Source organism: Nocardioides bruguierae (genome assembly GCF_023656415.1).
Lineage (GTDB): Bacteria > Actinomycetota > Actinomycetes > Propionibacteriales > Nocardioidaceae > Nocardioides > Nocardioides bruguierae.
This window is the reverse complement of record NZ_JAMOIL010000016.1, coordinates 59,808-77,343: the sequence shown is the minus strand read 5'-3', so window position 1 is coordinate 77,343 and position 17,536 is coordinate 59,808. Positions and strand designations below refer to the sequence as shown.

The window sequence follows — 17,536 nt, the reverse complement described above, 5'->3', positions numbered from 1 at the left end:
CAGGGGTCAGGCACAGGGGTCAGGCGCCCTCGGCGCCCTCGGGCCGCTGGGGCAGCAGGTCGACGACGAGCGCCTCGGTCTCGGCGTCCATCGGCACGCCACCGAGCTCGAGCACGCGGACCAGCTCGTCGACGACGTCGGCGGCCTGCGGTCCCTCGGGCCCGCGGTGCTCGGCCAGGAGCAGGGCCCGCCACACGGCCTGGTCGTGCGGGGCGAGCCGGAGCGCGGCGCGGCAGCCCGCGGCCACACCCGCCGGGTCGTGGTCGGTGGTGAGCGCGGCCACCCGGAGCGCGGCGTCGGCCACGACCGCGGCGGCGGCCCGCTCCATCCGGGTGCGCGGCAGCCACGAGTAGCGGCGGGCGGGGCGGCGGGCCAGCAGCGGGCCACGGACCAGCCGCAGCGCGCGCCGCAGCAGCTCGGGCTCGTCGGCCGCGGACGCGGCCCGGGCGCGCAGCACCAGGGTGCGCAGCGCGACCCAGTCGACGGCCACGTCCGGCGAGAGCGTGAGCCGGCCGTCGGAGGTCTGCCGCAGGAGCGGGTTGCCGTCGGCGTCCTCGCCGAGCCAGTCGCGGGTGCGGGCCACGGTGGCGTCGCGGACCTCGGGCGTCACGCCGCGCGGCCAGACGGAGGCCGCCACGACGGAGGGGTGCACCGGCTGGTCGGCGAGCGCGAGCAGGACCACCAGCTCCTGGGCGAGCTCGAGGCGCGAGGGGTCGATGCCGCCCTGTGCGCCGACCTCGAGCGGACCGAGCACGGCCACCCGCACCGCGGCGGCGTGCAGGTGCGCGTCGTCGGCCGGGTGGGGCGGCTCGTCCACGCTCACCCGTGCGGGCGCGGCCGCGCCGACGGGCGCGGGGGCGGTGGCGGCGGCGAAGAGGGCGGCCAGCTGGCCGGCGGTCTCGTCGGTGACGCGCACCGCGTCGACCTCCAGGTCGAGCAGGGGCAGGCTCAGCCACCCCGCCGCGTCCACGGAGGCCTGCCAGCGTGCGCCGGCCAGCGGCGCGAGGCCCAGCACCGCCACGCCGCGGGCATCGGCGGCGGCCACCGGCGCGAGGCGCTCGGCCAGCGCGGGCTCGGTGCGCCCGCCGAGCACGAGGTACTGCGGCGCGGAGCCGCGGTGGCGCCCGAGCCGCCCTGCGAGCACGTCGGCGGCGGGGCGGGCGGGGCGATCCCGGTCCCAGGTGTCCAGCAGGTCGGCGACCGCCTGCTCGTCGGGGAGCAGCCGCAGCCGGTCACCGGCCGCCCCGCCCAGGGCCGGCACGAGGTCGCGGCCGAGCACCTGCTGCTCGTCGGCCCAGGGCGCGGTCGCGAGCTGGGCGGCCAGGGCCGTCAGCACCTCGCGCGCCACGCCGGGGTCGCCGTCGAGGGAGAGCGGGCCGCCCACGGACTCCAGGTCCACGAGGACGTCGGCGTCGCGGTCGTCGCGGCCCAGGCACACCAGCCCCGGGTAGGGGGCGTGGCCCAGGGCTGCCGGCTCGGTGTCGACGGCGCCCTCGTGCCGCCACCGGCGGCCCTCGTCGTGGACGGACCAGCCGGCCGGGGCGGCGGTGGTGGCCGGCGCGACCCGCAGCTCCACCGCCTCGTCGTCGACGGTGGCGGCGAAGACCGGCGGCAGCGCGACCCGCTCGGCGCGGCAGGCGGCGCTGAGCGAGCGCAGCGCGAGGTCGAGGCGCGTGACCCGGTCGTGGTCGGCGCCGGCCCGCAGGGCGACCTCGGCCTCGAGGGCGTCGTCGTCGGGCTCGGTGCCGGCTCCCCGTCGACGCCGCGCTGCCAGCGCCGTCATCAGGGACGCGGCGAGCAGGCCGCCCGCCAGCAGGGCGCCCGAGGGGCCGGTCGAGGCGGTCACGGCGCCGCTGTCAGCGCCCGTCCTCACCCCGCCGTCCACACCGGTGCCGGCCCCGTCGGTGGCGGACACGTCCGCACCGCCGGTCGTGGACCGGTCGCCGGACGCGGGGCCGCCCGTGCCCCGCGAGGCCGGCGCGGCGGCGTGCACACGCTCGGCACCGGTCGCGTCGTTCGGCACCACCAGCACCCAGCCGGGCTGGATGAGCCGGCCCAGCACCAGCTGCTCGCCGTCCGGCTGCACCCGGCCCTGGTTGAGGTCGAAGATCTCCTTCCAGCGGCGCCCGTCACCCAGGTGCCGCTCGGCGATGTCCCAGAGGTTGTCGTGGTAGTGCCCGTCGGGCGGCGCGACGACCACGACCTTCTTGCCGATCACGTCCGTCATGTCCGAAGGCACCCCCGGCACGTGCTGCATCCGCGGGGCGGCGTCGCGCTCGAGGGTCACGCCCTCGACGACGTCGGTGGCGCGTGACCCGTCCTGCGCCCCGTCCTGCGCCCGGTCCTGCATGGCCTGTCGATCCTCCGAGGAGGCGCCGACGACCTGCACGGCGGCCGGCCCGGCGGGGCCGGTCGGTGCGACGGCGGTCGCCGCCTGGGCGGCGCCGGTCGAGCCGAGCAGGGTGGAGCCGACCAGCAGCGTCCCGACGAGCGCGCGCGCCAGGGCCTGGGAGCGGCCCGAGAACGGCACGGGGCGCGGCAGCCCGCCCTCCCGCAGGAGGCTGACCCCCTCGACCACCACGCAGACGGTGAACTGGAGCCAGGCCAGCCAGACGACGACGGCCAGGACGCCCAGCACGAGGCCGGTGGAGAGCGGCTGCGTGAGCGTGGCCCGGTCGGGCAGCGAGGTGGGCACCGGCGGCGGCCCGGTGAGGGCCAGCAGCCCCAGCGGGACGCCGACGACGAGCACCAGCAGCGCGAGCCCGGCCCCGACCGTGCGCAGGGCGCCGGGTCGCTGCGGCGGGGGCGGCGGGGCGGCAAACCGCTCGGGGCCGCGGCGCAGCTCCTGCTCGGGGGTCTGCTCGTCGTGCGCGCTGGTGGTCGCTGGGGGGTTCACTCGATCACTCGCTCGGGTCGGTGGGCGGGGTGGCCGGGGCGGCAGGTGCCGGGAAGGGCGCGGGGAAGGGTGCGGGCGTCACCGGGTGACCGCCTCGGCGGTGGCGGTCGCGGAGACCGTGAGAGAGTCGATGCCGAGCAGGCTGAGCACCCGGGTCGGCACGGTCTCGGTGGCGCTGACGGTGACGGAGTCGCCCGCCACGTCCACGCTGCCGACGGTGTAGCCGCGCCCCACGAGGTACTCCTGGGCCCGGGCGCGGGCGAGGCCGCCGTCGATGCGCAGGACGCCGGAGCTCGACCGCAGCGTCGCCAGGTCGATCTGCTGGGCGCCGGCGCGGGCGGCCTGCTCGGCGTCGTCGGCGACCTTCATCCGGGCGTTGAGGGCCAGGCCCCCGTCCAGGACGAGGCCCGCGACGGCCATGAGCGCGAGCGCGAGGCCGATGACGAAGACGGTGGCGGTGCCCCGGTCGTCGCGGTCGGGGGCCCCGCGGAGGGCTCGGGTGGGTGCGCTCATCGGTAGCTCCGGTACGGGTCGAGCGGCACGGCGCTGTCGGCGTCGACCGACAGGCTGCCGGGCAGGCCCACGAGGCCGAGGTCGCTGTAGTCGACGCGGCAGGTCAGCACCACGCGGACCTCGCCGTCGGGCGCCCAGTCGCCGAGCACCTGGGCGGGCGCGCAGCGGCTGGAGGTCTCGAGGGAGGCGTCGACGACGTCGAGGGCGGCGGCGCGGGCCTGGTCCGCGCTGGCCTGGAGCGAGGCCTCGCGGGCCGCGTCGCGAGCGGTCGCCTCGATGTCGCCGCGCACGGCGACGTAGCGGCCGAAGGCCACGACGAGCAGCAGGATCGCGACGACCGCGGGAGCCAGCAGCACCAGCTCCACGGCCATCGTGCCGCGGTCGTCGCGCCGACGGGCGACTCGGCGGCCGGCTCGCCGACTCCTGCACGTGGTGCCCGGCACCTCACTCACCGCCCACGAAGCGCTCGATCGGACCCTCGACGGTCTCGGAGACCTCGGGCACCAGGACGGGGACGATCTCCTGGGAGCGGCCGCTCACGGTGACGCGGACGCGGTCGGCGGCCACGAGGCTGACCTGCACGTCCGAGAGCGTGAACACGCCGCCGCCCACGCGCTCGGCGTAGGCGCGGCCGGCGGCCTCGGCCTGCGAGGCGCTGCCCGTCGTCCGGGCCACCCGCGCGGCCTCGCGCGCGACGGAGCCGGCGGTCTGGTTGCCCAGGTAGAGCAAAGCCGTCTGCACGATGAGGAACGTCAGCAGCATCAGCACCGGCCCGTAGAAGGCCAGCTCCACCGCCGAGGTGCCGCGCTCGTCGCGACACCTGCGCGCGGGCAGGGTCGCCACGGTGCGACGCCGGCCACGGGGGCGGACGTCGTCGGTGCGCGGGACGGGCAGGCGCGGCACGGTCGGGCTCAGTCGACCTGGATCTTCTGGCTCTGGCTGGTCACCAGCTGCGTGATGACGCCGGCGACCAGCACCGCCAGGCCCACGAGGAGGGCGGTGATGATGACCCACTCCACGACGCTGGCACCGCGGTCGTCGCGGTCCCGGTCGCGCACGTCGTGCAGGCGGACGGTCAGCAGGAGCAGGAGGAGGTGGAGAGGGGCGAGCATGGAGTGGTCCTTCCGAGGAGCGTGTGGGACGGGTGGGACGAGCGCGGGACGGGGGCCGGGTCGAGCGTCAGCCTTCCCCGGACGGGGCGGGCCAATCGTGCGCGGCCTCAGAGGATGCGGATGACCGCCGGGAACATGAGGAAGAGGAGGAAGCCGAGGGCGATGAGCACCTGGGCGACGAGCATCGACTGGGAGCGGGCGGCGGCCCGCCCCTCCGCCTCGGCCAGCTCGCGGCGACGCATGCTGGCGGCGCGGGCGCTGAGCGAGTCGCGCACCTTCGCCCCGTCCTCGGCGACCAGGGCGAGGGCCGCCGCGAGGTCGCGGAGCTCGTCCACGTCCACCTCGACGCCGAGCTGCCCGAGGGCCGCCCACGGCGTGCTGCCCTGGAGCCGGGCGGCCTCGAGCGTGTCGCGGATGCGGACCATCGCCCAGCCGTCGGAGACCGAGGTGGCCGAGGAGAGCGCCTCGGGCACGCCGCGTCCGCCGGCGAGGTTCATCGCCACCAGGTCGAGGAAGGCGGAGACCATGTGCCGGAAGTCGCGGCGCCGCTCCCCCGCCTTCTGGAGGACGTCGAGGTAGGGCACGACGAGGCCCACGAGGCCGCCGACGAGCACCAGCCACAGGGGCGCGGTCACCGGCAGCAGCCCGGTGAGCGAGCCCGGCCCGAGCACGACGACGGGCAGGAGCAGGCCCAGCAGCCCACCGACGACGGTGCGGGCCAGGAACATCTCCATCGACATGCCGGTCATGCCCAGCGCGGGCGCCAGCCGGCCGGGCAGCCGGACGCCACGGGCCTCCACGGCGTCCAGGAGGCCGGAGCCGAGGCGCCGCATGCGGGGGGACTCGTCGGCGTGCCGACGGTCGGCGGTGAGGCCGGCGTGCCGCTGGCCCCGCCGGCGGCGGGCGTCGAGCCGGGCGAGCGCGACGGGCCCGGAGGTGCTGGGCTGCGCGACCAGCCAGCCCGCGAGCAGCAGGCCGGCACCGGCGAGGGCGCCACCGAGGACGCCGAGGACGAGGCTCATGCGCTCGCCCCCGCCCGGTCGACGCGCGAGCGCAGGAAGCGGCCGGGGGTCTCGAACCGGGCCAGGCGCCGCAGCCAGGTGATGCCGGCGGCGAACAGGCCGAGGATGCCGGCCAGCACGAGCTGGCCCAGCGGGCTCGTGTACGGCTCGACGTAGCCGGGGTTGAAGATCGAGAGGCCACCGACGAAGAGCACGGTGACACCCAGGATGATCTGCACGCTGCGCTGGATGCTGCGCCGGTCGGCGTTGACCCGCTGCCGCATCTCCAGGTCGGCGCGGGCGGAGTCGGCCAGGGAGCCGAGCACGTCGCGCAGGCCGGGCCCGCGCAGCCGGGCGTTGAGCATGAGGGCGCCGACCACCAGGTCGGCGGTGGCGTCGTCGAGGTCGTCGGCGAGGCGCTGGAGCGCCTCGGGCAGGGGGACGCGGACGCGCAGCCGGTCCGCGAGCGTCTGGAGGTCGTCGCGGATCACCGGCGAGGCGGCGTGCACGGTCGAGGGGATGGCCTGCTCCAGGCCGACCGCCCCGGCCACGGTGTCGCGCAGCGACTCGGTCCAGGCCGCCAGGGCCTCCACCTTCTCGACGCCGAGGCTGCCCTCGCGGCCGGCCACGCGCCGCCACAGCACCACGAGCGCCCCGGCGGCCACGGCCGCGACGACCCAGCGGGTCAGCAGCAGCACGAGCAGCCCGACGCCGATGGCCACGGGCAGCCGCGCGCCGAGGGAGCGGACGGCGGGGAGCAACCGGGACGGCTCACGGGCCGTCTCGCTCACGGGTCGCGGGACGAGCGCGACGACCAGCAGCACCAGCCCGGCCGCCGCGACCCCGCCCAGGAGCACGACGAGCGCGACCTCGGGCCCCAGCGCGCCGCTCACGAGGCGGGCTCCAGCCAGGTCGGTGCGGCGCCGGGCACGTAGCCGACGGCCTCGAGGTCCTCGAGGCAGGACAGGGCCGCGGCCGGCACGGCCACCCCGTCCGCGCCCTGGGCGAAGACCTCGCTGGAGAGCACCCGACCGTCCACGCCGTTGACCTCGCGCACCGAGGTCACCATGCGGCGCAGCCGGCCGCCGGAGGAGAAGTCGTTGACGCGTTGCACGAACACGACGAAGTCGATGGCGCCGCCGATGAGCATCATCGTCGCCTCCGACGGCAGGCGCTCCTGGCTCTGGATGGCGTAGGTGCAGATGCGGTTGAACACCTCGGCCGAGGAGTTGGCGTGGATGGTCGACAGCGAGCCGTCGTTGCCCTGGCTCATGGCGTTGAGCATGGTGACGATCTCGTCGCCGAGCACCTCGCCCACGATCACCCGGCTGGGGTTCATGCGCAGGGAGCGGCGCACCAGCTCCGACATGGCGATGGCGCCGGTGCCCTCGGAGTTCGGCAGCCGCTCCTCGAACGCGACGACGTTCGGGTGCAGGTCGGAGAACTCCCCCAGGCCCAGCTCGAGGGCGCGCTCGACGGTGATGAGCCGCTCGGCCGGCTCGATCTCGTTGGCCAGGGCCCGCAGCATCGTGGTCTTGCCGGCGTTGGTGGCGCCGGCGATCATCACGTTCTTGCGGGCCCGCACGGCCGCGGAGAGGAACGCCGCCAGCTCCGGCGACATGGTGCCGTAGCCGACGAGGGTGTCCAGGCCGACGCGGGAGAGCCGGGCCCGGCGGATCGAGAGGGACGGACGCCGGCACACACCCATGACGGCCGAGAGCCGCGAGCCGTCGGGCAGCCGGATGTCGAGCTGGGGGTTGGCCGTGTCGAACGGGCGGCTGGTGAGGCCCGAGTAGGCGCCGAGGGTCTGCACCAGCTCGACGAGCTCGTCGTCGGACTCCGCCACCGGGTCGCCCCGGACCTCGCGCCCGTCGGCGTAGCCGATGAAGACGTCGTCGCAGCCGTTGATGTCGATGTTCTCGATGTCGGGGTCGTCCAGCAGGGGCTGGAGCCGCCCGACGCCGAAGAGCGCCGCGTGCACGCCCTCTGCCAGCTGCGCCTCGTCCTCGGAGGAGGGTGGGGTGCGTCCCGCGCGCACCTCCTCGCGGGCGTAGGAGTCCAGGACGCGGCTGACGACCGCGCGGGCGAACTGCCGCTCGTCCTCGGCCGACATGGGGGCCACGTGGGAGGCGGCGTCCTCACGACGCTGCCGGGCCAGGACCTCGGCGACCTCCTCACGGAGCCGCCTGACCAGCTGCTGGTCCATCTCAGACCACCTCCGGGGTGCGTGCGCCGGCCAGGTCGCGCACGGGCTCCAGGAGCCCGCGCACCGACCGGCCGAGCAGGGTGCGGCGGGGGTCGCCGGAGCGTCCGGCGTGGAGCACCCGCACCCCCTTGGGGTCGTGGGCGACGAGGCCGAGGACGCGGGCGGGCAGGCCGTCCATGTCCAGGACCCGCTGGAGGTCGTCGAGCACCCCGGTGTCGCGGTAGCCGGAGACGACCAGCACCCCGACCGGCGAGGCGCCCGGCTCGTCCAGCCGCAGGGCCGCCCGCAGGGCGTGCAGCCGGGTGCGCAGGTGCGCGACCCCCTCGAGGTCAGGCCGGACGACCAGGACGACGGCGTCGGCGGCGGCCAGCAGCGGCATCGCCGGTGAGCCGGGCACGACCCGGCCGGCGTCGACCAGCACGTCGCCGCCGTGGGCCTCGGTGTGCTCGCGCAGCAGGGATGACAGCTGGGTCCACACCGCGCCGATGCCGCCGAGCTGCTCGGGGCCCGGGACCCCGACGAGGGCGGGGAAGCCGGGTGCCAGGTCCTGGAGGTGGTCGCCCAGGGTGGTCTCGGCGGCGCCGCGGCGGGCGGCCGCGCCGAGCGAGAGCAGGCCACGCTCGGGGTCGGCCGGCTCGCCGGTGGCGTCGGCCAGGCGCCACGCGACGTCGCCGGCGGCCGGGTCGACGTCGGCGAGCACGACCGGGTCGGGCCAGGCCTGGGCGAGGGCCACCGCGGTGACCGTGACGCCGGGCGAGCCCTTGGCGGAGGCGAGGGCGATCAGGCTCACGAGCCGTCCCCCTCCAGCACCCGCAGGTCCACGTCCGTGGACTGGCCGCGGTCCAGGAGCACCAGGCCCGCCCGGTCCGAGCCGGCGGCGTCGACGACCTCCGCGGCCACCGACTCCGGCACCACGAGGGTCACCGAGGCCGTCGCGGCGGCGGTGAGGTCGTCCTCGGAGCCCCCACCGGTGATCTCCACGACCAGGCCCTCGGTGAGGGGGACGGGACCGGCGGCCCCACCCTGCGCGGCGCCGCTGGTGCGCACCACCTGCACCAGGTCGCCGCTGCGCAGCGCAGCGCCGGGGGTGATGGCCGCGGAGAGCGGCACGGAGACGATCGCGCGGCCCTCGCCGATCGGCGGGGTCCGGGTGAGCATGCTCTGGTCGATCAGCGTGCCGGCGGTGACGGGCACCTCGACGTAGGCGGTCCCGTCCAGGACCTGGCCGGCCAGGTCGGCGGGGATGAGGGCGACCCCGTCGGCGGAGACGGAGACCTCGGTGACGTCGGCGGCCGTGAGCAGCGTGCCGGGCGCCAGGTCGGTGGCCGCGGCCAGGACGGGGGTGCGGCTGTCCATCCGCACCGCGACGAGACCGGCGACGAGGGCGCCACCCACGACCAGGAGCAGGGCGAGGGCGGCCAGCGCGGGTCGGCGCTGGCGCGGCGCCTCGAGGGCCGGGCGGCCGTCCGGGCGGCGCGGCGGCCGATCGGAGCCTGCGCGGGCGCGCCGGGTCCGGGTGGGGCCGGCGGTGGAGGAGGGGGAGGTGTCGACGCTCACGGGTGCCGTTGTTCCCGTCCCGGGAGGCTTTACACGTCCGCCCGGCCACGACCTGCCGGCGGGCGGGTGCACGTTCGTCCCGGGCCCGGACGGGGAAGGGTGCAGGTCACGGCCCACGCACACGCGTGACCTGCACGAACGGACCAGCCGGGAGCGCACGGCGCACCCCGGGCCCGCCCCGACGCGCAGCACGCGACAGGGTGGACCAGACAGGCTGTGGGCCCCCGGCACCCCAGCAGCACCACCAGCAGCAGCACCAGCAGCACGATCAGGAGCCCCCGTGAGACTCAGCGTCAGCGTCGTCGACGGCAGCACCCGCACCCGCCGCGACGTGCTGCTCGACGCCGAGCCGGACACCGCCGTCGCCGACGTGCTGCCGGTGCTGCTGCGGGCCACCGGCAGCGAGGTGCACCCCGAGTTCGCCCGGCGCGCCAGCCTCTGGGTCGACGGCGCCAGGGCCGGGGCCGAGGACACCCTGCGCACCGCCGGGGTGCGCCCCGGCTCCGTACTCGCCCTGCACGAGACGGACGGCTGGGACGTCCTCCTCCCCCGCGGCGTCGTCGAGCTGCGGGTGGTGGCCGGCCCCGGCGCCGGGCGGGTGCACCGGCTCGGGCTGGGCGACCACGCCGTCGGCAACGGCGCGGAGGGCATGTCCCTGCCCGACCTGCTGCTGCCGCCGGACGCCCTCACCGTCCGGGTCTCGCCCGACGCGACCCTGAGCGTGCTCACCTGCGACCCCGCGCTGCGCGCCGGGGCGCGGCTCGACGGGGCGCCGCTCGCCGCCGCCGAGGACGACGGCAGCGACGAGCCCGACGTGCGCCCCGACGTGCGCCCCGACGGGCAGGACCCGGAGGAGGGGGACGCCGAGGTCGGCGACGACCAGGGCCTCTCCCCCGCCGTGCTGGAGGCGCTGCCGGACTCGGCGCTCTCCCGCCGCGAGCGTCGTCGCCGAGACGCGCTGCGCGAGCGGGCCCGCGCCGCGGCGGTGCGCGAGCCGCGCCCCGAGGACCCGCTGCCCTGGCCGGCGGGCGCCGACCTGCGCCTGGGCGGCACCGTGCTCCAGTGGCACCCGGTCTGGCAGCCCGACGCGGACGCGACGCCCTCCCCCGACCGGCTGGGCACCGACTTCAACCGACCGCCGCGGCTGCGCCGCCCCGTCCGCGAGCGCTCGTTCGTGCTGCCCGCGGCACCGCGACCGCCACGCCGGGTCTCGCTTCCCTGGCAGATGGTGCTGGCGCCCGCGGTGATGGCCGCGCCGATGGCGCTGCTGTTCGGCAGCCCCCGCTACCTCGTCCTCGCCGCGCTCTCGCCGGTGATGGCGCTGTTCAACTGGGTGGCCCAGCGGCGTGGGTCGGTCCGCGACCACCGTGAGGCCGTGGTCGCGTTCCGGCGGGACCTGTCCTCGGTGCTCGGGCGCCTGGCGACCCAGGTGCGCCGCGAGCGCGACGACCGCCGCGAGGACCTGCCCGACCCGGCCGCCGTCCTGCTGGCCGCGGCCGGCCCCGGCCGGCTGCTGTGGCGCCGGCGGCGCGAGGACGACGACGCCCTGCTGCTGCGTCTGGGGGTGGCTGACCTGCCGTCCACGATCGAGGTGCGCGACCGCTCGCGCAGCGACCACGAGGAGGAACGCGAGCCCGACGTGCTGGGCGACGCACCGGTGGGGGTCTCGCTGCGCCAGGTGCCGGTGGTCGGCGTGTGCGGCGACCCCGCCGAGGCCGACGCCCTGGCCCGGTGGCTCGTGGGGCAGGCCGCCGTGCTGCACACCCCACGGGACCTGCGGGTCGTCGTGCTCACCGGAGCGGAGCGGGAGCCCCAGTGGGGCTGGACCCGTTGGCTGCCCCACTGCCGCGCCGAGGGCGAGCCCGTGGCCGCGCTGCTGGGCACCGACCAGTCCTCGGTCGGGCGGCGGGTGGCCGAGCTGGTGCAGCTCGTCGAGGACCGGCGGGGCGACGACTCCCCCGGCAGCGTCGCGCGGCGGGCCCAGGGCGGCGTCCCGCCGGGCCCGGACGTGCTGGTGGTGCTGGACGGCGCCCGTGCCCTGCGCTCGCTGCCGGGTGTCGTGACGCTGCTGCGCGAGGGCCCCGCCGTCGGGGTGCACACGCTCTGCCTCGACGAGGACGAGCGCTCGCTCCCCGAGGAGTGCGGCGCGGTGCTGGAGGTGCTGGACGGGGCGCTGGAGCTGCGCCGCACGACCGCCGGCGCCGTCTCGCGCATCCGGCCCGACCTCGTCGAGCCCGCCTGGGCCGAGCGCGTGGGCCGGGCGCTGGCGCCGGTGCGCGACACGACCCCCGACCAGGCCGCGTCGACCCTGCCGTCGTCCGCCCGCCTGCTGGAGCTGGTCGGGATGCCGGAGCCCACCGACCGCGCGGTGGCCGCCGGCTGGGGCCCGCACGCCCGCACCGAGGTGGTGCTGGGCGCGGGCTTCGACGGCCCGTTCCGGCTCGACCTGCGCACCGACGGCCCGCACGCCCTGGTGGCGGGTACGACCGGTTCGGGCAAGTCCGAGCTGCTGCAGACCCTGGTCGCCTCCCTGGCGCTGGCCAACAGCCCCGAGCAGATGACCTTCGTGCTGGTCGACTACAAGGGCGGCTCGGCCTTCAAGGACTGCGCGCGCCTGCCGCACACGGTCGGCATGGTCACCGACCTCGACACGCACCTGGTCGGGCGGGCCCTGACCTCGCTCGGTGCCGAGCTGCGGCGCCGCGAGCACCTGCTGGCCGGCCCGGGCGCCAAGGACCTCGAGGACTACTGGGCGCTCCAGGCCCGCGACCCCTCCCTGCCCGTGCTGCCGCGGCTGGCGATCGTCATCGACGAGTTCGCCTCGCTGAAGTCCGAGCTGCCCGACTTCGTCGACGGCCTGGTCACCATCGCCCAGCGCGGCCGCTCGCTCGGCATCCACCTGGTGCTCGCCACCCAGCGGCCCACCGGCGTGGTCTCCAACGACATCCGCGCCAACACCAACCTGCGGATCTCGTTGCGGATGACGGACGAGGCGGAGTCCCGCGACGTCATCGACGCCTCGGACGCCGCCACCATCGGCGCCGACCAGCCCGGCCGGGGCTACGCCCGGCTGGGGCACTCCTCGCTGCTGCCCTTCCAGGCCGGCCGGGTCGGCGGTGCGCGCCCGGACGCGGCCGCGGACGCCGCGCGCGCCGGGGTCGAGCCCACCGCCTGGTCCGTGGACTGGCGCCGCGTGGGCGACACCGCGCCCCAGCGCCCGGCCGCCGGCGGGCCGAGCACCGACGAGGGCGAGACCGACCTGTCCGTGCTGGTCGACGCGGCGCGCGGCGCCGGGGCGCTGCGCGAGATCGCGGCCCCGCACGCACCGTGGCTCCCGGCGCTGCCCGGGCTGGTCCTGGCCGACGACCTGGCCGCCGACGACCTGGCCGCCGACGACCTGGCCGCCGCCGCTGCCCCCGCCGCCACGGGGGCCGACAGGTCCACCGGGCTCGGCACCCCGTGGCTGCTCGAGGACCACCCGGCCACGCAGCAGCAGGCCGCGCGCTCGTTCACGCTGGGCGGCAGCGGTCACCTCGCCGTCGTGGGCGGCCCGCGCTCGGGTCGCTCCACGGCGCTGCGCACGATCGCCACCGGCCTGGCCCGGGCCGGCTCCTCCCGCGACGTCCACCTCTACGGCCTCGACTGCGGCAACGGCGCCCTGCTCCCGTTGACCGCCCTGCCGCACACGGGCGCGGTGGTGCAGCGGACCGAGACCGAGCGCGCGGGCCGCCTGCTGGACCGGCTGGTCGAGGAGGTGCGGGCCCGCCAGGACCTGCTGGGCCGCTCGGGCTTCGCCGACGTCGACGAGCAGCGACGGGCGGCCGCGCCGGAGGACCGGCTGCCCTACCTCGTCCTGCTGCTGGACCGGTGGGAGGGCTTCACCGCCGACCTCGGCGAGATCGACCTGGGGCGGCTCAACGACGCGGTCCTCCAGCTGCTGCGCGAGGGCGCGAGCGTGGGCGTGCAGCTGGTGCTCACCGGCGACCGGTCGCTGCTCACGGGCCGCATCTCCACCACCATCGAGCAGAAGCTGCTGCTGCGCCTGCCCGACCGGGGCGACTACGGGCAGGGCGGGCTGAAGGTGAAGGACCTGCCGGACGAGATCGGCGAGGGCCGCGGGTTCTGGGCCGAGCACGGCACCGAGGCACAGGTGGCCGTGCTCACCCAGGACGCCTCCGGCGCCGCCCAGAGCGAGGCGGTGCGCACGCTGGGCGCCGCGCTGAGCACGGCGGAGGCCGACCTGCCCCCGGCTCCGGCCCACCAGCGCCCGGTGGGCCTGGCGGCGCTGCCCGCGCAGCTGGCCCTCGGGGACGTCCTCGGCGACACCGGCAACGCCCCCGCACTGCCGCCGGGCCACGTCGCGCTCGCCGTGGGCGGCGACCGGCTCGCGCTGCTCGGCGTCGAGGCCGTCACCTCCCCCGCCCTGGTGGTGGGGCAGCCCCGCAGCGGACGCACCACGGCGCTGTGCCTGGCCGCCGAGCACGCCCGCCGCACGGGTCGCCGCGCCTGGGCGCTCACCCCGACGGCCAACGAGCTCACCGCGCTGCTCGGCGAGGACGCCGTCGTCGCCGCGGGCGCGGCGCCCGAGGACGTCATCGGGCACCTGCGGGGCCTGCCCGACGGCTCCGTGCTGCTCGTGGACGACGCCGAGACCCTGCGCGAGGGGCCGCTGGCGGGGATGCTGCAGGCCGTCGTGCGGCAGAGCCGGGAGCGCGACTTCCGGGTGGTCGTCGCCGGTGGGCACGAGATCGGCGCGGGGTTCTCCGGCTGGCTGGTGGAGGCCCGCAAGGGTCGCAAGGGCCTGCTGCTCTCCCCTCGGGAGACCGGGCACGGCGACCTGTTCGGGCTCCGGGTGCCCCGCACCTCGCTCCAGGCTCGCCTCACCCCGGGACGGGGCCTGCTCCTGGACGGCGACGGGGACGTCGTCCCCGTGCAGGTGCCGCGGGGCTGACCGCCCCGGACCGTCAGGACGGCGCGGGCGTCGTCCCGATCGGGGTGTCCCGCTCGCCGTAGCGCTCGACGAGGTCGGCCCTGTCCTCGGGGGTGACCGTGGACCACACGTGCTCGACCCGGCGTCCGCCGTCGGCCTCCTCGACGCTGACGACGAGGGAGCGCACGGGCGTGACCGTGGACTCCCACAGGGCGCGGGCGAGGTCGTCGGCCGCCGCGCGGCGCTCGCAGCCGTCGCAGGCCAGGCGCACCCGCACGACGGCGGGGCTGGTCGCGCCGTCCTCGTACACGGCCTCGACGACGGTGCCGCCCGGCAGGCCGGAGGCGACCTGGTCGGCCACGGCCTGCACCTGCGTCCCCAGCCCCTGCTGCTCGGTCGTGCTGACGTCGCCGTTGCAGCCGGCGCCGAGCGCGGCGAGCACGGTGGCGCCGAGCACCGACCCGAGGGCCCGGCCCCCCATCCTGCTGGTGGTGGGTCGGCTCACGGCTCGTCCCTCTCCATCGCGTAGGTGTAGGTCAGTGAGGCGCCGCCGCCGAACGGCTCGGCCAGGTCCTCCAGCGCCTCCCGCACGCGGGGGTCGTCGGATGCCTGCACCTGCTGGGCGAGCGGGACGTACGCGTCCTCGACGAGGTGGTTGCCCTCGACGCCGGTCCCGTCGATGCTGCCGACGATCGAGGTGTGGTTGACCCGGTCCACGGGCCCCTCGCCGTCGAGCACCGGGACGATGTCGCGGTCGTTGACCAGCGACAGCATGCGCACCTGGTCGGGCAGGTCGATGTGGTCCACGGGCGACCCGGCCGTCACGACCTGGGTGACGTTGAACGGGGTGTCGGTGCCCTCGCGGGTGGCGGCCTCGGCCACGCGGGCGGCGACGATCCCGCCCTGGCTGTGGCCGACGACGGTCACGGGCGCGCCCGGCGGCACGTCGAGGTCCGCCAGCGCGTCGAGGACACCGCGCACGTAGGCGTTGTCGTCACCTGCCACGGCCGCCAGGTTGGTGCCCATGTTCTGCACGACGTCGCTCTCCCGCAGGACGTCGGGGGCGTCCGGCCCGTCGAGCGGACCGTCGAAGGTGTCGGTGCCGGGCAGGTAGACGGTGTAGGTCGCGTCCTCCCCGCGGCCCTGCTGCTCGACCTGGAAGGTGTCGGGCCCTTCCGTCGCCTTGACCTGTGCCAGCCGGTGCAGCGCCCCGACCAGGTCCTCGGGCACCTCGGTCGGCCGGCCGTCGTCCTGCCGGGTGGAGGTCCCGCTCTGGTCGTACATGGCCGCCAGGAGGCCCGCGGCGTCCTCGAGGGTCAGCGGGTGCTCGGCGTCGACCAGGTAGAACTCGATCAGGGACGGCGAGGACGCCACCAGCTGCTCCAGCAGCCACGGGTGCTGCGCCAGCCGCTCCTCGGGGTCCTCGAGCACGCCGGTGTCGACGGCGTACCCGCCGAGCAGCAGCCAGGGGCCGGGGGCCATCGCCATCCACGTGCCCAGGGCCTCGTCCCACTCCTGACCGAGCCGGGCCAGCGCCTCGTCCTTGGCGCGGTAGGCGCCGGCCACGGTGCGCAGGTGGACGCCGGCCGCGACCACGTCCAGGGCGTTGGCCGCGAGGCCACCCGGACCGTCGAGGGCGGCCAGCAGCGTGGTCTCGAAGGTCGCGAAGGTGGACGGCGAGAGCAGCGCCCCGCGCAGCACCTCCGCCTCGGCGAGGAAGGAGTGGGTCGAGACGGCCAGGCCGTCGACGTCCCGGCCGAGCCCGGCCAGCAGGTCACCGGTGCTGGTCATGTCCTCCAGGTCCGCGGTGATGCCGCCGGACCCGCCGACCACGCTCAGGCCGTCGCCGTCGCCGCTCACCTGCGCGCCTCGATCACGAGCGCGGCGAGCGCGGAGACCAGGCCCCGTCGGTCGGCGGGCTCGAGCACGACGACCGGCTCGCCCGCGTGCCGGGAACGACGGGCCGACCACCACCCGTCCTCGACGAGGAACCAGACCAGGTCGGCCGCCGCGACGTGCACGCTGCCCTGCGTCCGCGGCGGCAGCACCGGGGCGCGGGCGTGCAGGACGGCGACGACGCCCTCGCGCCAGCGGGTGGCGCGCTCCGCCTCCACCGTCGCGGCGCCCGTGAGCTCGGCCGCCAGTGCGCGCGCCGCGGCCTCGACCGCGGGATCGAGGGTCTCGACGAAGGTCTCGTCACCGGCGACGGAGGTCAGCAGCCGCAGCGGGACGACCAGCCGCTCGGACCGCTCGGCGCCTGCGCGAGGTGCAGGGGTGTCGTCCTCGGTGCCCGGCCAGCGACCGGTGTCCGCCGAGTGCCGTGGGAGGACCGCGAGGAGCTCCTCGCCCCACGAGCGGGCGTCGAAGGCCCGCAGGGCGCAGCGCTCGCCGGAGCGCACGAGCATCCCGCCCACGCCGTCGGCGGCCCAGGTGCTCAGCCGCAGGTGGTGACCGCCGCCCGCCAGGGAGACCGAGAGCCGGGTCCTCGCGGCGGCGAAGCCAGCCGCCTGGGTGCGCAGCGCGTCGGTGGGGGCAGCGTCCACGTCCAGGACGTCGCGGGCGACGAGGGCCGTACGGGCCGCCTCGAGCTCGGGGGCGAGGTCGACCAGGGAGAGGTCGGGGTCGCGCTCGAGCGCGGCGCCGAGGTCCGGGAGGGGTGGCAGGCTTGCGTCCGCACAGGCCCGGGACAGGGCCACCAGGCCCGCGAGCCCCAGCTCGACGTGCCGGCTCGCGGCCCGCCGGTCGGACGGTCCCACGGCGACGGTCACCACGAGAGCACCTTCTTCCAGGCGCTCTCCACCTGGTCCTCGCCCCACTCGAACGTGGCCTCGGTGAGGTCCCGGGCGGCGTCCACGCCCTCCTCGACCGTGTCCCGGCCCGCCTCCCAGGCCGCCTCCGCCTGCCGTCTCAGCTGGTCCACCATGTCCTCCATCCACGCGAGGCGGCGACGCACCGCCTCGGCGTGCGCCCGGAGGTCGTCGGCAGCCTGCTCGAGGTCGGTCACGTTGCGCTGGATCGCGCGGGACATCTCCTCGCACCGGCCGCGGTAGTCGTCGGCGCCGTCGGAGGACCAGGCCACGCCTGCGACCTTCGCGTCGAAGCCGCGGCGCCCCTCGCGCACCTCCTCGGCGCGCGCGTCGAGCCGGGCGGCGACGGCCTCGATGGCCTCGGGGTCGGCCAGGTCGATCATGCTCGCTCCTCCGGAGCACGTCGGCGGCCCGGGCACGGGTCCCGGGCCGCCGAACCCGGGGTCAAGTCAGGGTGTAGGGGGAGTGGCTGTGGGGTCCCTTGGCGTTCGTCGCCCCCCCCGCCCGGGGGGGG

Annotated in this window: 15 protein-coding genes; 1 reads left to right on the top strand and 14 read right to left on the bottom strand. The window is 77.0% G+C overall.

Features of this window, described 5'->3' with window-relative positions:
- Nucleotides 1-19: 19 nt before the first annotated feature.
- The 10 genes from M8330_RS13340 to M8330_RS13295 all read right to left on the bottom strand — a co-directional run bounded on the left by M8330_RS13340 (nucleotide 20) and on the right by M8330_RS13295 (nucleotide 9,285).
- The gene (locus tag M8330_RS13340) at nucleotides 20-2,896 is read right to left on the bottom strand and encodes a hypothetical protein (RefSeq protein WP_250827734.1); all 2,877 of its coding nucleotides are present in this window, start codon (nucleotides 2,894-2,896) and stop codon (nucleotides 20-22) included.
- A 78-nt stretch (nucleotides 2,897-2,974) separates the two neighbouring features.
- A complete protein-coding gene (locus tag M8330_RS13335) occupies nucleotides 2,975-3,409 on the bottom strand; it encodes a TadE/TadG family type IV pilus assembly protein (protein ID WP_250827733.1) in 435 nt (144 codons plus the stop codon).
- Nucleotides 3,406-3,780 (bottom strand): TadE family protein, encoded by a 375-nt coding sequence (locus tag M8330_RS13330; protein ID WP_250827732.1) that lies wholly within the window; start codon nucleotides 3,778-3,780, stop codon nucleotides 3,406-3,408. The genes M8330_RS13335 and M8330_RS13330 overlap by 4 nt, the downstream gene beginning before the upstream one ends.
- A gap of 73 nt (nucleotides 3,781-3,853) precedes the next feature.
- Nucleotides 3,854-4,312: a TadE/TadG family type IV pilus assembly protein gene (locus M8330_RS13325; protein WP_250827731.1), complete on the bottom strand. Its 459-nt coding sequence runs from the start codon at nucleotides 4,310-4,312 to the stop codon at nucleotides 3,854-3,856.
- 8 nt (nucleotides 4,313-4,320) lie between these two features.
- A complete protein-coding gene (locus tag M8330_RS13320) occupies nucleotides 4,321-4,521 on the bottom strand; it encodes a hypothetical protein (RefSeq protein ID WP_250827730.1) in 201 nt (66 codons plus the stop codon).
- Nucleotides 4,522-4,628: 107 nt separating this feature from the next.
- Complete coding sequence (locus M8330_RS13315; RefSeq protein WP_250827729.1) at nucleotides 4,629-5,543, bottom strand: type II secretion system F family protein; 915 nt, start codon at nucleotides 5,541-5,543, stop codon at nucleotides 4,629-4,631.
- Nucleotides 5,540-6,415, bottom strand: a complete 876-nt coding sequence (locus M8330_RS13310) for a type II secretion system F family protein (RefSeq protein ID WP_250827728.1) — start codon at nucleotides 6,413-6,415, stop codon at nucleotides 5,540-5,542. The genes M8330_RS13315 and M8330_RS13310 overlap by 4 nt, the downstream gene beginning before the upstream one ends.
- Complete coding sequence (locus M8330_RS13305) at nucleotides 6,412-7,728, bottom strand: TadA family conjugal transfer-associated ATPase (RefSeq protein WP_250827727.1); 1,317 nt, start codon at nucleotides 7,726-7,728, stop codon at nucleotides 6,412-6,414. The genes M8330_RS13310 and M8330_RS13305 overlap by 4 nt, the downstream gene beginning before the upstream one ends.
- 1 nt (nucleotide 7,729) lies before the next feature.
- Nucleotides 7,730-8,518: a hypothetical protein gene (locus M8330_RS13300; RefSeq protein WP_250827726.1), complete on the bottom strand. Its 789-nt coding sequence runs from the start codon at nucleotides 8,516-8,518 to the stop codon at nucleotides 7,730-7,732.
- A complete protein-coding gene (locus tag M8330_RS13295; RefSeq protein ID WP_250827725.1) occupies nucleotides 8,515-9,285 on the bottom strand; it encodes an SAF domain-containing protein in 771 nt (256 codons plus the stop codon). Before M8330_RS13295 ends, M8330_RS13300 begins: the two co-directional genes overlap by 4 nt.
- A gap of 280 nt (nucleotides 9,286-9,565) precedes the next feature.
- Here M8330_RS13295 and M8330_RS22495 point away from each other — a divergent pair, with 280 nt between their 5' ends.
- A complete protein-coding gene (locus M8330_RS22495; RefSeq protein ID WP_250827724.1) occupies nucleotides 9,566-14,236 on the top strand; it encodes an FtsK/SpoIIIE domain-containing protein in 4,671 nt (1,556 codons plus the stop codon).
- A gap of 13 nt (nucleotides 14,237-14,249) precedes the next feature.
- Here the strand turns inward: M8330_RS22495 and M8330_RS13285 are convergent, their stop codons facing one another.
- From M8330_RS13285 to M8330_RS13270, 4 genes are read right to left on the bottom strand one after another with little or no spacing between them, the layout of a single operon-like run.
- Nucleotides 14,250-14,720, bottom strand: coding sequence for a hypothetical protein (locus M8330_RS13285; protein ID WP_250827723.1), 471 nt, complete (start codon nucleotides 14,718-14,720; stop codon nucleotides 14,250-14,252).
- Nucleotides 14,717-16,075, bottom strand: coding sequence for an alpha/beta hydrolase family protein (locus tag M8330_RS13280; protein WP_250827722.1), 1,359 nt, complete (start codon nucleotides 16,073-16,075; stop codon nucleotides 14,717-14,719). Before M8330_RS13280 ends, M8330_RS13285 begins: the two co-directional genes overlap by 4 nt.
- The gene (locus M8330_RS13275) at nucleotides 16,072-16,983 is read right to left on the bottom strand and encodes a hypothetical protein (RefSeq protein ID WP_250827721.1); all 912 of its coding nucleotides are present in this window, start codon (nucleotides 16,981-16,983) and stop codon (nucleotides 16,072-16,074) included. The genes M8330_RS13280 and M8330_RS13275 overlap by 4 nt, the downstream gene beginning before the upstream one ends.
- A complete protein-coding gene (locus tag M8330_RS13270) occupies nucleotides 16,980-17,405 on the bottom strand; it encodes a WXG100 family type VII secretion target (RefSeq protein ID WP_250827720.1) in 426 nt (141 codons plus the stop codon). The genes M8330_RS13275 and M8330_RS13270 overlap by 4 nt, the downstream gene beginning before the upstream one ends.
- Nucleotides 17,406-17,536: the final 131 nt, after the last annotated feature.

What these genes read in the sequence shown, in the direction of transcription:
- M8330_RS13335 (WP_250827733.1), bottom strand. Translation starts at nt 3,409, where the DNA reads ATGAGCGCACCCACCCGAGCCCTCCGCGGGGCCCCCGACCGCGACGAC.
- M8330_RS13330 (WP_250827732.1), bottom strand. Translation starts at nt 3,780, where the DNA reads ATGGCCGTGGAGCTGGTGCTGCTGGCTCCCGCGGTCGTCGCGATCCTG.
- M8330_RS13320 (WP_250827730.1), bottom strand. Translation starts at nt 4,521, where the DNA reads ATGCTCGCCCCTCTCCACCTCCTCCTGCTCCTGCTGACCGTCCGCCTG.
- M8330_RS13315 (WP_250827729.1), bottom strand. Translation starts at nt 5,543, where the DNA reads ATGAGCCTCGTCCTCGGCGTCCTCGGTGGCGCCCTCGCCGGTGCCGGC.
- M8330_RS13305 (WP_250827727.1), bottom strand. Translation starts at nt 7,728, where the DNA reads ATGGACCAGCAGCTGGTCAGGCGGCTCCGTGAGGAGGTCGCCGAGGTC.
- M8330_RS13270 (WP_250827720.1), bottom strand. Translation starts at nt 17,405, where the DNA reads ATGATCGACCTGGCCGACCCCGAGGCCATCGAGGCCGTCGCCGCCCGG.